Consider the following 13,024-nt stretch of genomic DNA (forward strand, 5'->3'; position numbering starts at 1 on the left):
CCGTTGGCGGCCAGCGACGGGGAGATCAGGGCGCTCTCGCCGGTGCGGGAGACGACCGCTCCCGGTCCGGCCTTCTGCCCGTCGGGCAGCGGCACGAGGGTGTCGGCACTCGCCGCACCGGTCGACATCAGGCCGATCGCCACCGCCGCAGCGGCGCCTGCGCCTGCGATGCGGGCGCCACGGCGCAGGCCGGACTTGCGGTTCTCGCTCATTCGTTCCCCTCAAAGGTTCTGCTACTTCTCAACCTCGACCGCCGAGGCTGATGAGTGGTCCATACGGCCCGGCGAAGTATTGCCAACAATGGTGACCACGAGGTGAACTCGAGGTGATCAATGCGGGGCTGAGATTCGCCGGAGATATTTCCCCCGAATTCGAGGGAAAAGGTCCCGGCAGACGCGCATTTCTGAGCTCCGCCGACACTGTTCCTGTACTGACTCGCGGAGGAGACTAACCACGCCTGACCAGCATGGCAACGTATTGGGAACCGGAAAACCGGGTGAGCCGCATCACTTCATCAAGATTGCGTTTCGCAATTCGGAGACACCTGCGCGGAAGGGTTGACAATTCCGCGGGGGCAGCTGTTCACCCAGCGTTTCATCACCGTCAATGTCGCGGCTTCCTTCGCCGATTTTTCGAAATCGGACAAAGGGGATCAACCGTGGTGCGGGGGAACCTGTCGCCGCAGCCAATCGTCGGCCGACGAGGACTCCTCGGCCGAACCGTGGGAACGTTCGTCCCTGGTGGTCTCGGGCAGGACATCGCCGAAGATACGCGCCAGCCGGGCCCGATCGATCGGGTCCCGGCTGGGTGCGTTCTCGGCGCGGTCGGCGATGACTAGTCCTCTATCCCGGAGAGCTCCCCGATCACGTGACCGGCGAGCGGGCTGAGCGTGGCCATCCCGTCGCGAATGGCCGCTCGGGACGATGCCAGGTTCACCACGAGGGTACTGCCGGAGACCCCGACGAGTCCCCTGGACAGCCCGGCGTCGAGCGCGCCTGCCGCCAGGCCCGACGAGCGCAGCGCCTCGCTGATCCCCGGGATCTCGCGGTCGAGTACCGCCGCGGTGGCATCGGGGGTGACGTCGCGGGGCGAGACCCCGGTTCCACCAACGGAGATGACCAGGTCCACGCCGCCGATCACCGCGGTGTTGAGCGCATTGCGGATCTCCACCTCGTCCGCGGACACCGCGACGGTCGCGTCGACGAGGAAGCCCGCCTCTCCGAGCAGTTCCGTGACCAGCGGTCCGATCGCGTCGACCTCTGCACCGTGGGCGGCGCGGTCGTCGACGATCACGACGAGGGCCCGCCCGGCAAGTGTGGCTTCGATGTCCATGACTCCTACGGTAGTGCCCGGCACCACGGTCGGCCCCGACCGCCCGTGAATCCGACGGACCACGACGGACGAACGGCCGTGCCTGTCGGCACGGCCGTTCGTCGGGTACATCAGCGACCGCCCTGCGTCGGCGCGGTGCCGAGGGTGACCTCGACGGTCTTCTCGCCGAGCCCCTTGGCGTCGGTGTAGGTGATCTTCACCTTGTCCCCCGGTGCGTGCGAACGGATCGCCGCGATCAGGGCGTCACCGCTGTCGATGACGCGATCGTCGACCCTGGTGATCACCGCGCCCCCTGGGATCCCGGCCTTCTCGGCAGGCCCGCCCGGCGAGACGTCCTTGACGCCGGCCCCGTGCGAATCGTCCTTGGAGGCGACCGTGACACCGATGATCGCCTGCGAGGCCTTGCCGGTCTTGCTCAGCTCATCGGCGATGCGCCGGGCCTGGTCGACCGGGATCGCGAACCCGAGGCCGATCGAGCCGCTCTGCTGGCCGCCTGCCTGGGCGCCGCCGAGGGTGGCGATCGCCGTGTTGATGCCGATCAGCCTGCCCTCCATGTCGACGAGCGCACCGCCGGAGTTGCCGGGGTTGATCGCCGCGTCGGTCTGGATGGCGTCGATGACCGTGCTCTGGTTGGCCGCTTCCCCGCTGGTGGACACCGGCCGGTTCAGCGAGGAGATGATGCCGCTGGTGACGGTGCCCGCCAGCCCGAGCGGCGATCCGATCGCCACGACGCCCTGACCGACCTGGAGGTCGGCGGAGTTGCCCAGTTCGATCGGGGTCAGGTCGTTCTTGCCCTCGACCTTGATCACCGCGAGGTCCGACATCGGGTCCGTGCCGATCAGCTTGGCCGCGGCGGTCGATCCGTCGGAGAACGCGACCATGATCTTGCCGTCCGGGCCCGCGCCCGACGCGACGTGGTTGTTGGTCAGGATCAGCCCGTCCGAGGACAGGATGACGCCCGAGCCCTCGCCCTCGGCCTGCCTGCCCGCGACCTGGATCTGCACCACGCTCGGCAGCACCTTCTGAGCCACCGCCTGCACGGAGCCAGCGGGCGCGTTGGCCGCCGGCTTGGCGCTGGCCTTCGGAGCGTTCAGCGAGTTCGTGACCGGCCCGGCGTTGTCGCCCGCGGCCCAGGCACCGGCGATCCCGCCGATACCGCCGCTGACCAGGGCGAGCGCGATAGCGCCCGTGGCGAGGGCGACGCGGGAGGGCCGCGGCTTGACGGCCGTGGCCGCACCAGGCGCGGTGGCCGGGTCCGCGATCGGAGCGGCGGCGCCAGCCCCGGCCGTCGGGTACTGCTCGGTCGGCCGGTATGCGCCGTACGGAGCCTGCGCGTACCCCTGCTGCTGGTAGGGCTGCTGGTACTGCGGGTACGCCGCGGTCGCCTCGGCCGACGCCTGCTCGTGGCCTGCCTGCGGCATTCCGACGGTCGGGGCGGTCGACTGGTGACTGGGCTGCGACGGTGCCGGCTCATGGCCCGGCTGCGGCTGATTCGGCTGACTGCTGTGGTCGTCGGTCATCGCGGTTGGTATCCGTTTCTCCCCTGCGCGCCCTCGGCGCACTGTGTTCGATCTCGTTACTGACGACTGTGCACGAGCGGTCTGAGAGGGTGCTGAGATCAGGCTGTCAGTTTGCCGAGACCCTTCCGGTCGCCTGTCCTCCCGGCACGAACTCGCCCTCTCCCGGCAGCACGATCGTGATGAGCGCACCCCCGAGCTCGGACCGGCCCGCCTCGACCGTGCCACCGTGTTTGACCACGACCTGCCGGACGATGGCCAGGCCAAGCCCGGATCCGGGCATCGAACGGGCGGCGGTCGACCGGTGGAACCGCTCGAACACCAGCTGCCGGTCCTCCTCCGGGATGCCGGGGCCCGCGTCGGCGACGGTCAGCGCGAGACGGCCGCTGTCGAGCTGCTTCATCCGGACCTGGACCGCCTGGCCGGGCGGACTCCACTTGGCCGCGTTGTCGAGTACGTTCAGCACCGCCCGCGCGAGGCCTGCACCGTCGCCGTAGACGAACCACGGGATCGTCTGCGCCTCGAAGTCGACCTCGTTGCGCCGCCTGCGGACCCGCTCGAGCGAGCGTTCCACGGTGTCGCTGAGGTCGATCCGCTCGTGCACGGTCTCGGGTGCGTCCTCGCGGGCGAGATCGACGAGGTCGCCCACCAGGGTGGAGAGCTCCTCGATCTGTGCGACCACGTCGGCGCGCAGCTCCGCCATGTCCTCGTCCGGGATCTGCGGCGCCCCTGGCCGCCCCGCGGCGATGAGCAATTCCATGTTGGTGCGGAGCGAGGTCAGCGGCGTGCGCAGCTCGTGGCCTGCGTCCGCGACCAGCCGGCTCTGCCGGTCTCGCGACTCGGCGAGGGCCCGCAGCATCGTGTTGAACGACACGGTCAACCGGGCCAACTCGTCGTTGCCGGTGACCGGGATCGGGGTGAGGTCATCGGTTTTGGCGACCCGTTCGGCGGCCGCGGTCAGACGCGCGATCGGCCGTAATCCGGTTCGGCCCACTGCCATTCCGGCGAGGGCGGCGAGTCCGACCCCACACCCGCCGACGACGAAGAGCACCCACGCGAGCCGGTCGAGCACCTCCCCGGTCGTGGCGAGGCGTTGCGCGATCACCAGGGTGCTGCCGAGATTGGTCTTCTGGGTCAGCACCCGCTGGCCGTCGACGGTGCGCAGGGCGGTGTCGTGTTCGCCCCTGGCCACCGACATCTCGGCATCGCCGATCGGCGCGTTGGAGCCGGGCGGCATGTAGACGTTCTGGTCCGGGAAGATCAGCGCGACGCTGATGTCGTTGGAGTAGAAGGTCGCCAGCGAGATGTACCGGAAGTCCATCGCGTCGAGGTTGTTGTCGATGAGGGTGGCCGAGCGGGTGCGCAGCTGCGAGTCGACCTCGGCGTAGAGCGCGCGCGAGACCACCGCGTACGCGGCGATGGCCATGACCGCCACCGCGATTGCCACCACCGAGGCCGCGAGCAGCGTGACGCGCCACCGCAGCGACACCGACCGGGTCAGCGGCATCGGTGGTCGCATCTCGGGCATCGGCGTCGGCTCACCATTGGCGCCGGTGCCGTTCGTGGCGGCGCCGTTCCGACCGAAGGGGGCAACCATCACGGAGGCGTCTCCCGGAGCACGTAGCCGACACCGCGAACGGTGTGGATGAGGCGGGATTCCCCCTCCGCCTCGGTCTTTCGCCGCAGATAGCCCACATACACCTCCAGTGCGTTGCCCGAGGTCGGGAAGTCGTAGCCCCATACCTCCTCGAGGATGCGGCTGCGGGTGAGCACGCGGCGCGGATTCGCCATCAACATCTCGAGCAGCGAGAACTCGGTGCGGGTGAGGCTGATCGAGCGACCGGCCCTGGTGACCTCGCGGGTGACCGGGTCCAGCGTGAGGTCCTCGAACGCCATCGCCTCCGATTCGGCGCCCACATCAGGCGCGGCGCGGCGCAGCAGGGCCCGCAGCCTGGCGAGCAACTCCTCGAGCGCGAACGGCTTGGGCAGGTAGTCGTCGGCCCCCGCATCGAGGCCCGCGACCCGCTCCGACACCGAGTCCCGTGCGGTCAGCACGAGGATCGGCAGGTCGTCACCGGTGCTGCGCAGTCGGCGGCACACCTCGAGCCCGTCGAGGCGCGGCATCATCACGTCCAGCACCAGCGCGTCGGGCCGCGCCGCCGCGACCTTCTCGAGCGCGTCGACGCCGTCGACGGCGAGGTCGACGGTGTAGCTGTTGAAGGTCAGGGAGCGGCGGAGGGATTCCCGCACGGCACGGTCGTCGTCGACCACCAGGATGCGCATGGTCACAGTTTGACCCCACGAACTGAGATCACGCTGAGAGGGGTCTGAGCGGCGACGGTCAATCGTGACCTCTCAGCTCTCGGATATCCGGGGGCCGGGCAGGTTCCAGTGCCGCCACAGGGCGAGCAGCCGCACCGTCGAGGCCGACACCGTGCCCACCACGAGCCCGAGGTCGGACGAGAGCCCGAGCTCCAGGCACGCCACCGTCACGGTGGACCCGATCAGCGCGGGCACCGCGTACAGGTCGCGGTGCAGCAACAGCGGCAGCTCGTTGACGAGCATGTCGCGCAGCACGCCGCCGCCGATCGCGGTGGTCGCCCCGATCAGGCACGCGGCCTGATCGCTTGCACCCGCGGCGAACGCGATGACCGCCCCGCTGCTCGCGAACAGCCCCATGCCGAGCGCGTCGAGCACCAGGATCTCGCGGCGCAGCTTGGAAACGGCCGGGTGCAGGAAGAACACGATCACCGAGGTGACGAGCGCGGTGGTGAACGTCGGCCAGGTGTTCAGCGCGGTCGGCGGGTGGATGCCGAGGAGCACGTCGCGGATGACACCGCCGCCGATGGCGGTGAACACCCCGAGCAGACAGACCCCGAAGATGTCGAGGCGCTTGCTGACGCCGACGAGGGCGCCGGAGGCCGCGAACGCCACGACGCCGATCAACTCCAGCACCTTGAGCAGCACCGGTCCAGGGTGCCACGGCGGAAGGCGGTCAGCCGTCAGCCGGTCCCGGACCGGCCGACGGCCATCGGGTCAGCGCCCGCCGGGTTCGTAGAGCCCGAGCCGGACCGCGCGGACCAGTCGCCGCGGTACCCGGTGGGTCACCCCGCCGACGGTCACCTCGACCAGATCCGGCGCTGTGGCCTTCCACTGGGCTCGGCGGCTGCGGGTGTTCGAGCGCGACATGCGTCGCTTCGGGACTGCCATTTCCTGCTCCTCCTGTTGGGTCGGGGTGTGGTGGTCAGCGCGCGCGCTTGCCGTACCGGCGCTCGAACTTCTCGACGCGGCCCGCGGTGTCCATCAGCCGGGCGGCCCCGGTCCAGAAGGGGTGCGACTCGTTGGTCACGTCGACGACGACGAGGGGGTAGCGGTTGCCGTCCTCCCAGTCGATGCTGCGGTCGCTGACGATGGTGGACCTGGTCAGGAACGTCGACCCCGTGGCCGAGTCCTGGAAGACCACCGGGTGGTAGTCGGGGTGGATACCGTTCTTCATGCGCGATCCTCTCTGTTGGTCTCGCCGGGTAGCGAGTCGATTGCCTGCTGTCCTGGCCCGACGTCGGTGCCCGCGTCCTCGCAGGGGTCGAGGTGCCACTGCCCGAACGGGTCCGGCCAGCTCGCCCAGTCGGGCTCATGCCCCAGCTCCTCGTCGGTGACCAGGGCCCACCGCAGGGCCCGGTCGATGTCGTCCGGGTCCGCCGCGTGCACGAGCACCACCAGCGAGGTGTCGCGGTCGCCGAACCGCTCGTCCCAGCGCAGCGCGGCAAGGGCGCGGCGCGCGGTCGGTACCGTCTCCTGCTCCTGCGGGGTCATGGCCGCGAGCCAGCGACCGGCGGACGCGACCCGCAACCCGCCGCCTGCGGATTCGAGCCAGCACACGTGCTCGGGCTGGGTGGCCAGCCACAGCCGGCCGCGCGCGGTGACCACGCCGTCGAGCAGCACGTCGACGGCCTCGTGCAGGCGCTCCGGGTGGAACGGGCGATTCGCGGTGAACTCGACCATCGCGACGCCACAATCCGGGGCGAGCGGCGGTTGCCCACGCAGCAGGGCCGAGTGCGCGTCGCCGACCTCACCGCGCCTGGCGCCCGCGGGAATCCGCGCCAGCAGCCGCTCGGCCTCGACCGCGCCGCCATCGGCCACCCAGTCGATCGGCGCCGACGGCGCGAGCCGGGCCAGCACGGCGTGCAGCTTCGCCTGCGCCCAGCCGTCCGCCGCGCTGCCGGAGACGACGAGGGCGTCCGCGTAGTCCACCTGCCCGACGACCAGCTGCGCGACGGTGCGCTCGTCGTCGCCGCCCGCCGTCAATCCCCTCTCCTCCAGTCCGTCGTCGCCGGTCGCGTCGTCGAGCCAGGTGGCGGCGTCGACGCAGGTGATCACGGCCTCGACCCGCACGTCGCGCGATGCCGCGCCGTCGATCTGCCCGACCACGCCCGCGACCGCGACGTGCTCGATCGCCCAGCACAGCGCCTCGGGTTCGAGCGCCCGGTCGAGGTGCAGCACGATCCGCCGGACCGAGCTGCGGGCGTGCAGGCGGCGCAGCAGCGGCAGCAGGTCCTCGCGGAGCGTGCAGGAGACGCAGCCGTGGGCGAGCTCGAGGATGTGGGTCCTGGCGATGCCGTCTGTCCCGGTGACCGTGCGGCGCAGGACGCCCTCGCGCAGGTGCCCGAGGTCGTGATGGACCAGCACCGTCCCTTCGCCCAGCAGGGCACGCGTGGTGGCGTCGACGGCGTCCGACCACCCCGACACCAGAACGAGCGGCGTCCGCCGATCACTCACCTCAACACCTCTTTCGATAACGATTGTCATTAGCTGCTGGCAACGCTACAGTGAACTCACGCTGTTGTCGAAAATGATTGTCATCTCTATGCGAGAGGGCTCAGGAGGAACGCCATGTCGGCGCACTGCCAGGTGACCGGACGCAAACCGGGTTTCGGTAAGTCCGTGTCCCACTCCCACACGCGGACCAACCGCCGGTGGGACCCGAACATCCAGAAGAAGACGTATTACCTGGCCGGCGAGGGCAGGCGCATCACGCTGACCGTCTCCGCAAAGGGCATCAAGACCATCGACAGGGACGGCATCGAGGCCGTCGTGGCCCGGATCCGCGCACGGGGAGGAAAGGTCTGATGGCACGCAATGAGATCCGTCCGATCGTGAAGCTCAAGTCCACCGCAGGCACCGGATACACCTACGTGACCCGCAAGAACCGCCGCAACGACCCGGACCGGATGGTGCTCCGCAAGTACGACCCGGTGGTCCGCAGGCACGTCGATTTCAGGGAAGAGCGCTAGGCATGGCCAAGAAGTCCAAGATCGCAAGGAACGAGCAGCGCAAGCTCGTGGTCGCCCGGTTCGCGGAGCGCAGGGCCGAGCTGAAGGAGATCATCCGGCGACCGTCGAACAGCGCCGAGGAGCGTGCGAGCGCCCGCGCCGCCCTGCAGCGTCTGCCACGCGATGCGAGTCCGGTACGATTGCGAAATCGTGACGCTGCGGACGGACGTCCGCGAGGTCACCTACGGAAGTTCGGCCTGTCTCGTGTGCGTGTGCGCGAAATGGCCCATCGTGGGGAACTGCCAGGCGTCCGCAAGTCCAGCTGGTAATTCGAGCCGTAAGGGAAGCAATGGCAGTCAAGAGAGCCCCGTCCAAGAAGCCGCGCGGCGCTGACGCGGGTCGCAAGCCCAAGAAGAACCCGCTCTTCGCGGCGAAGATCACGCACGTCGACTACAAGGACGTGAACCTGCTCCGCACGTTCATCTCCGACCGCGGCAAGATCCGCAGCCGTCGCGTCACGGGCCTGACCCCGCAGCAGCAGCGCCAGGTGGCCGTCGCGGTGAAGAACGCCCGCGAGATGGCCCTGCTGCCGTTCACCAGCACCAGCCGGTAGTCAGCGCAGAAGCCGAGGCCGCGCAGTCCGCAAGGACTGCGCGGCCTTCTGCGTTCCCGGGCGCCTCGCCGAGTGTGCAGCTACCCACGCTCCCTCTCGGCGTTTGCCCCGACAACCGCACACTCGACGGTCAGCTGCGGACCACCTCGAGTTGCTCCGGCGCGATGACATCGGCCAGCCGGTCCCACGGCACCGTGATCACCACGAGCCCGATCGCGTGCGGGCCCACCTGGTAGTCCGAGAAATGGATCTCCATGCCTGCGGGCGTCGGCAGCCAGTTCGCGAAGTTGAGCTCGGTCGGCTCGATCCCCTCGCGCTCGAATTCGGCTCCGGCCGCGGTGGCCGGCAGCAGCCGCGCGGACTCCTCGGAGAGCCGGCTCAGCCCGGCCTGCAGGTCGGGGAACAGCGCCGACAGCGTGATCGGCTCGGCATCGTCCGCGCCGACGACCACCGTGGCGACCAGCGGGGTGGGGTGCGCCCCAGGCGGGTTGGCATTCCACGAGGTCACCAGCAGGCCGCTGACCACCCGTCCCCCGACCCGGGCGAACGCCTCCCTGCCCGTCAGCGTGAACCGTTCGTCGCCGGGACCGTCGATCTGGTCCTGCAACGCCGCCGCGACGGATTCGTTGAACTCGGCGGCCACCGCGGGATTCCCGCCCTCGATCCGCGGGAGCGTGACGTCGTACTGGACGCGCCCGGTGTCGCCGGTCGACCTGCTCGTGGTCGCGGTGTACGAGTCGGCGGGCTGCGGGCCGGGGGCCGCGGAGGGGGTCGCCTCGGACGTCGCCGCGGGGGACGACCGCGCCGCCGACGGCTCGGGCACCGCGGTCCCGCCGCCGTCCGAGGAGCAGGCGACCAGGCCGGCCAGGATCACCACCGCCACGGCTCCTCTGCGCGCGACACGGAAGGCTCGCATGGTCGGCACTCCTCTCGACGGGTGGATCAATGATGCACTCCCTGGCCGGGCCCTCGAGGCGCACCGGAGTTCTTCGCCTGGCTAGCGACTAGACTCTTGCGGGTTCTACGAGGAGGTCCGCGGGGTGTCAGGTGTGTTCGCGGGCTTCACGGTCATCTTGGCGATGACCCGGCGCACGCTGCCGCCCGACCGTATCCGCAGTTCAACGTATGTTTGATGGCTTGCATGGTTCGCCCCAGTTGGAGCGCTACCGCCGCTGAGTCGGGACCAGACCGGGACCGGCTCGATCGTTCCCGCTTCACCGGGTCTCGTCTGGTAGGGATACGGGCATGAAGCGAACCCTCGCAGCTCTTGCCCTTCCGGCCGCGCTCCTGCTTGCCGGCTGCTCGTCGAGCACCAGCGACGCCACCGCACCGCCCTCCGCGTGCCCGACGGCGAAGCCAATCGAGAACGCAGACCTCGCAGCCGCCGTCACGCCCGTTTCGTTGCCGAACGGGGCGACGATCGTCGCGGGCAGGGTCACGACGATGGACGGCGGCGTCGGCGTCGCGGTCGACGTCTGCGCACCGGACGTCACGACAGCCGACCAGCTTCGCCCGCTCGCCACCGACTTCGCGAAGGCCGTGAAGGCCTCGCCCCTCGGAGCCACCACAGAAGCGATGTGGGTCGAGAGCTATCAGATCGAGGGCGGTGAGGCCGTCAATGACGTCAAGGTGAAGGACGGCACGTTCAAGATGCACCTCTGGAACGGGCTCCCGTCCGCGGAAGCCGAGCAGGCGCGCTGGGAAGTCATTTCCGGCTAGCCGGACAGTGACGACGACCCGGCCACCGGCCGGGGCATTTCTCATTGCAGCACATCACATCTCGCGCCGAACTTTACACTCTCAAAGTGTTGAACCTTGATTCTTCATGATGTAAAGTCATGGGTACAACAACAGAGAGGAGGTGCGGATGAAAGAAAGCCACTGGGGCCTGATCATCGCGACGGCGTCGCTGATCGCGAACATCGTGACCGTGATCCAGAATCGCAAGGTCAAGCCCAAGCGGCAGCCGAAACACCGCCAGCGGAAACGCTGACCTGAGACGGGACCGGGGCGTAAGAGGCGCCCCGGTCCCCCTCAAGAGTCCACCATAGAGAACAACCGGGCAAGGAGAAACCAATGCTCAGAAGGAACTACGACGTCGTGGCCACGATCGGCACGGCGGGCGTGCTGCTCATCGTGTCGGCCCCGTGGCCGCTCTGGCTCGTGTGGACTGGGATCGTCGGCTACATGGCCACGAACCGGCTGCGCCACCGCCATGCGTAAGCCGCGCGTCTACCTGTCCCGAGCCCAGTTCGCCGAGCGGATCGGCGTGGAGCCTGGCGCACTGAGCCGGTACAAGCTGCCCGAACCGGACGTCATCGTCGGGCCGGTCAACGAAGACGGGAGCCTGCCGCGCGGCACCACGCGCGGCTGGCTGCCCGAGACGATCGACGAATGGAACGCGCACCGGCCGGGCCGCGGCGCACGGACGGATCTGCTCGAGGCCTAGTCAGCCTGAAGCTGCTTCTGACCAGACGAATTCGGGCGTTCGATTATTGGAACTGCCATGTACACCTTGGGCGGCTTGTGGAAGTACTTTCGCACCGCGCCGGTGAACTCTCGATGAGCATCATAGATCCCGCGGCGAGCATCTTTCGGGTCAACGCCATAGACCTCAGGCTCCAATACGAGCGGCACATAGCCGATCAGTCGTTCGGCTGCGCGTTCAATCTCGGGAGTGCCGATGATGTCGATACTGTCCGATGCATCTTCGAGCATGTCTAGGGCGCCAAAGTCCCAGTCTTCGCGAGGCTTGGTCGAGATGTCTCGTTTGAACCTGCCTGCGGCTGAGCTGAACTTCGCGCACTGCTTGAGCAGTTCCGGATCGGATCGTCGACGGTCAGTCCTCCGGGCCAGGAGGAGCACGATGCACTGAGCAATCAGCACACCAGTCAACGCAAAGGCTCCGGAGAGTAGGGCAATCTGCATAGGCGCGACGCTACCCAAGCCAAGTGTTCCACCGCGCACCTTGCGGCCGCGCTCCGGCGCACGGCGGTAACGTGATGCCCTGGATCCTCGACTTCCTGAATGTGCCACTCCCATCCCCCTGTGTGTGGCACACGAGCCCCGCCGGATGCGTGAAATCCGGCGGGGCTCGTTTCATGGGCGAGGCCGTCGACGCCCGTGACGTACGCCGGCGGCCTCTCGAAAGGCGCGCACGACCGAAGGGTTAGCGCCGCGCACGCGTGGCCCGGGAACCAGGCTGCACCTGCGCTCGCGGCGGTCGCAAGAGCGGCGGGAGCGGCGTTCGCCGCCCGCGACGCGCTTTCTGAGAATTCACTGAGTATCGTCGCGCGCCGTGAGGTAGGTCGCCTACCCTTCTGCCTCGCCGCACCGGTCCCAGCCAGCGGCGCGGAGGCCTCGCCACACATCGCAAGGGGTGGGTGGCGAGGCCTTTTCTCTCACCGCGCCACCGATACGATCAAGCACGTGCTCGGCCTCCCTCTGGCGATGGCCCGATTCAACTACCGGCTCGCACGCCTCCCGCCGCAGCTGATCGAGGATGTCGCCATCGTGCGACTCCCCGAAGAGTCCGCGCTGCGTCTGGGATACGAGCGAATCCTCATCGACTGCGATCGCGCGGCCGCCCACCTACTCCATGACGAGTCGGCCACCACTCGAGCCTGCCGACTGCGCGACCAGACCGCCCCGGCGCGCGTCACACGCGCACTCGAACTACGCCGAGTCGAGCAACACGAGGAAGCCATCGATGCAGCCGAGGCGGAGCTGCTCCGCGGACATCGCGAGAGGTTCCTGCACCGCCTACGGGAACACATCTCCCAGAGCCATACCGAGCGGTAACGGAAGGCGAACCCGTCGACGGGGCCGCCAGCTCCCAACCCCTGCCGTCCGCCGCGGGGTGCTTCCTGAGAACTTGCTGAGTATCGCGGCGGCTCAGCGCGGGGGCCGCCTACCGTTCTACCTCGCCGCACCGGCTCTCATCCAGCGGCGGGGCCTCGCCGCCCCCCCACCCGCGGGCGGCGAGGCCCATTCTCATATCGACGTGACGCGAGCCGCACCCACGCCAGCACGGCCGTCTCCTACTCCACGTTCCACCGCGCGCCCTGCGGCCGCGGCCCGGCGCACGGCGGCGTCCGGATGGTGACCCCGCACGTGCGGCAGAAGTGGGTTCGGTGCCCACCGCGGCGGGCATCGGCGCACCCGCATTGCTCCCAGCCGACCAGGCACCGCCGCGGGCCGAGACGGTGCCCGTTCGGGCAGTGGGTCGGCGCGGGCTCGACGTGCACAGCCATGCCTTCAGACTAGATCTATTCGCACAGCCGTTCGATAGT

General features: G+C 69.0%; 20 protein-coding genes and 1 pseudogene. 9 read left to right on the forward strand and 12 right to left on the reverse strand.

Features of this window, described 5'->3' with window-relative positions; genetic code table 11:
• From BR31_RS0109625 to mrf, 9 genes and pseudogenes are all read right to left on the reverse strand, one after another.
• Window positions 1-212 (reverse strand): annotated as a pseudogene (locus tag BR31_RS0109625) (MspA family porin); the annotation flags it as partial.
• Between the two features lie 622 nt (window positions 213-834).
• Window positions 835-1,332, reverse strand: a complete 498-nt coding sequence (locus BR31_RS0109630) for a MogA/MoaB family molybdenum cofactor biosynthesis protein (protein WP_037176160.1) — start codon at window positions 1,330-1,332, stop codon at window positions 835-837.
• Window positions 1,333-1,442: 110 nt separating this feature from the next.
• Window positions 1,443-2,852, reverse strand: a complete 1,410-nt coding sequence (locus BR31_RS0109635) for a S1C family serine protease (RefSeq protein ID WP_027500782.1) — start codon at window positions 2,850-2,852, stop codon at window positions 1,443-1,445.
• 106 nt (window positions 2,853-2,958) lie between these two features.
• A complete protein-coding gene (locus tag BR31_RS0109640) occupies window positions 2,959-4,446 on the reverse strand; it encodes a HAMP domain-containing sensor histidine kinase (protein WP_027500783.1) in 1,488 nt (495 codons plus the stop codon).
• Window positions 4,446-5,132 (reverse strand): response regulator transcription factor, encoded by a 687-nt coding sequence (locus tag BR31_RS0109645; RefSeq protein WP_027500784.1) that lies wholly within the window; start codon window positions 5,130-5,132, stop codon window positions 4,446-4,448. The genes BR31_RS0109640 and BR31_RS0109645 overlap by 1 nt, the downstream gene beginning before the upstream one ends.
• 72 nt (window positions 5,133-5,204) lie before the next feature.
• Window positions 5,205-5,816 (reverse strand): trimeric intracellular cation channel family protein, encoded by a 612-nt coding sequence (locus tag BR31_RS0109650; RefSeq protein ID WP_027500785.1) that lies wholly within the window; start codon window positions 5,814-5,816, stop codon window positions 5,205-5,207.
• A gap of 69 nt (window positions 5,817-5,885) precedes the next feature.
• A complete protein-coding gene (gene rpmF, locus BR31_RS0109655; RefSeq protein WP_027500786.1) occupies window positions 5,886-6,059 on the reverse strand; it encodes a 50S ribosomal protein L32 in 174 nt (57 codons plus the stop codon).
• A 34-nt stretch (window positions 6,060-6,093) separates the two neighbouring features.
• Complete coding sequence (locus BR31_RS0109660; protein WP_027500787.1) at window positions 6,094-6,345, reverse strand: type B 50S ribosomal protein L31; 252 nt, start codon at window positions 6,343-6,345, stop codon at window positions 6,094-6,096.
• Complete coding sequence (gene mrf / locus BR31_RS0109665) at window positions 6,342-7,655, reverse strand: ribosome hibernation factor-recruiting GTPase MRF (protein ID WP_081830397.1); 1,314 nt, start codon at window positions 7,653-7,655, stop codon at window positions 6,342-6,344. Before mrf ends, BR31_RS0109660 begins: the two co-directional genes overlap by 4 nt.
• Window positions 7,656-7,739: 84 nt before the next feature.
• Between mrf and rpmB the strand changes: the two genes are divergently transcribed.
• From rpmB to rpsR, 4 genes are read left to right on the forward strand one after another with little or no spacing between them, the layout of a single operon-like run.
• Entirely contained in the window at window positions 7,740-7,976 is a 237-nt protein-coding gene (gene rpmB / locus BR31_RS0109670; protein WP_027500789.1) for a 50S ribosomal protein L28, read from the forward strand.
• A complete protein-coding gene (gene rpmG / locus BR31_RS0109675) occupies window positions 7,976-8,140 on the forward strand; it encodes a 50S ribosomal protein L33 (RefSeq protein WP_027500790.1) in 165 nt (54 codons plus the stop codon). Before rpmB ends, rpmG begins: the two co-directional genes overlap by 1 nt.
• Before the next feature lie 2 nt (window positions 8,141-8,142).
• Window positions 8,143-8,448: a 30S ribosomal protein S14 gene (gene rpsN / locus BR31_RS0109680; RefSeq protein WP_027500791.1), complete on the forward strand. Its 306-nt coding sequence runs from the start codon at window positions 8,143-8,145 to the stop codon at window positions 8,446-8,448.
• 20 nt (window positions 8,449-8,468) lie between these two features.
• The gene (gene rpsR, locus BR31_RS0109685) at window positions 8,469-8,732 is read left to right on the forward strand and encodes a 30S ribosomal protein S18 (protein ID WP_027500792.1); all 264 of its coding nucleotides are present in this window, start codon (window positions 8,469-8,471) and stop codon (window positions 8,730-8,732) included.
• A 130-nt stretch (window positions 8,733-8,862) separates the two neighbouring features.
• On the opposite strand, the gene BR31_RS0109690 is transcribed toward rpsR, so the two are convergent.
• A complete protein-coding gene (locus tag BR31_RS0109690; RefSeq protein WP_027500793.1) occupies window positions 8,863-9,648 on the reverse strand; it encodes an RsiV family protein in 786 nt (261 codons plus the stop codon).
• A gap of 329 nt (window positions 9,649-9,977) precedes the next feature.
• Between BR31_RS0109690 and BR31_RS0109695 the strand changes: the two genes are divergently transcribed.
• The 4 genes from BR31_RS0109695 to BR31_RS0109710 all read left to right on the forward strand — a co-directional run bounded on the left by BR31_RS0109695 (window position 9,978) and on the right by BR31_RS0109710 (window position 11,181).
• Window positions 9,978-10,451: a hypothetical protein gene (locus BR31_RS0109695; protein ID WP_027500794.1), complete on the forward strand. Its 474-nt coding sequence runs from the start codon at window positions 9,978-9,980 to the stop codon at window positions 10,449-10,451.
• A gap of 148 nt (window positions 10,452-10,599) precedes the next feature.
• Window positions 10,600-10,725 carry a hypothetical protein gene (locus BR31_RS32395; RefSeq protein WP_269321335.1) on the forward strand — a complete coding sequence of 42 codons (126 nt, stop codon included), beginning with the start codon at window positions 10,600-10,602 and terminating at the stop codon, window positions 10,723-10,725.
• An 83-nt stretch (window positions 10,726-10,808) separates the two neighbouring features.
• Window positions 10,809-10,955, forward strand: a complete 147-nt coding sequence (locus tag BR31_RS31835) for a hypothetical protein (protein WP_197023584.1) — start codon at window positions 10,809-10,811, stop codon at window positions 10,953-10,955.
• On the forward strand, window positions 10,948-11,181 hold the full coding sequence (locus tag BR31_RS0109710; RefSeq protein ID WP_037176162.1) for a hypothetical protein: 234 nt from the start codon (window positions 10,948-10,950) through the stop codon (window positions 11,179-11,181). Before BR31_RS31835 ends, BR31_RS0109710 begins: the two co-directional genes overlap by 8 nt.
• Here the strand turns inward: BR31_RS0109710 and BR31_RS0109715 are convergent.
• A complete protein-coding gene (locus tag BR31_RS0109715; protein ID WP_027500796.1) occupies window positions 11,178-11,660 on the reverse strand; it encodes a hypothetical protein in 483 nt (160 codons plus the stop codon). The two genes, BR31_RS0109710 and BR31_RS0109715, sit on opposite strands and share 4 nt — an antisense overlap.
• A 501-nt stretch (window positions 11,661-12,161) precedes the next feature.
• Between BR31_RS0109715 and BR31_RS28055 the strand changes: the two genes are divergently transcribed.
• Window positions 12,162-12,533, forward strand: coding sequence for a hypothetical protein (locus tag BR31_RS28055; RefSeq protein ID WP_231496425.1), 372 nt, complete (start codon window positions 12,162-12,164; stop codon window positions 12,531-12,533).
• A 239-nt stretch (window positions 12,534-12,772) separates the two neighbouring features.
• On the opposite strand, the gene BR31_RS31450 is transcribed toward BR31_RS28055, so the two are convergent.
• The gene (locus tag BR31_RS31450) at window positions 12,773-12,985 is read right to left on the reverse strand and encodes a hypothetical protein (protein ID WP_156042418.1); all 213 of its coding nucleotides are present in this window, start codon (window positions 12,983-12,985) and stop codon (window positions 12,773-12,775) included.
• Between the last annotated feature and the right edge of the window lie 39 nt (window positions 12,986-13,024).

It is taken from the genome of Rhodococcus sp. UNC363MFTsu5.1 (assembly GCF_000686785.1).
Classification (GTDB): Bacteria; Actinomycetota; Actinomycetes; order Mycobacteriales; family Mycobacteriaceae; genus Rhodococcus_G; species Rhodococcus_G maanshanensis.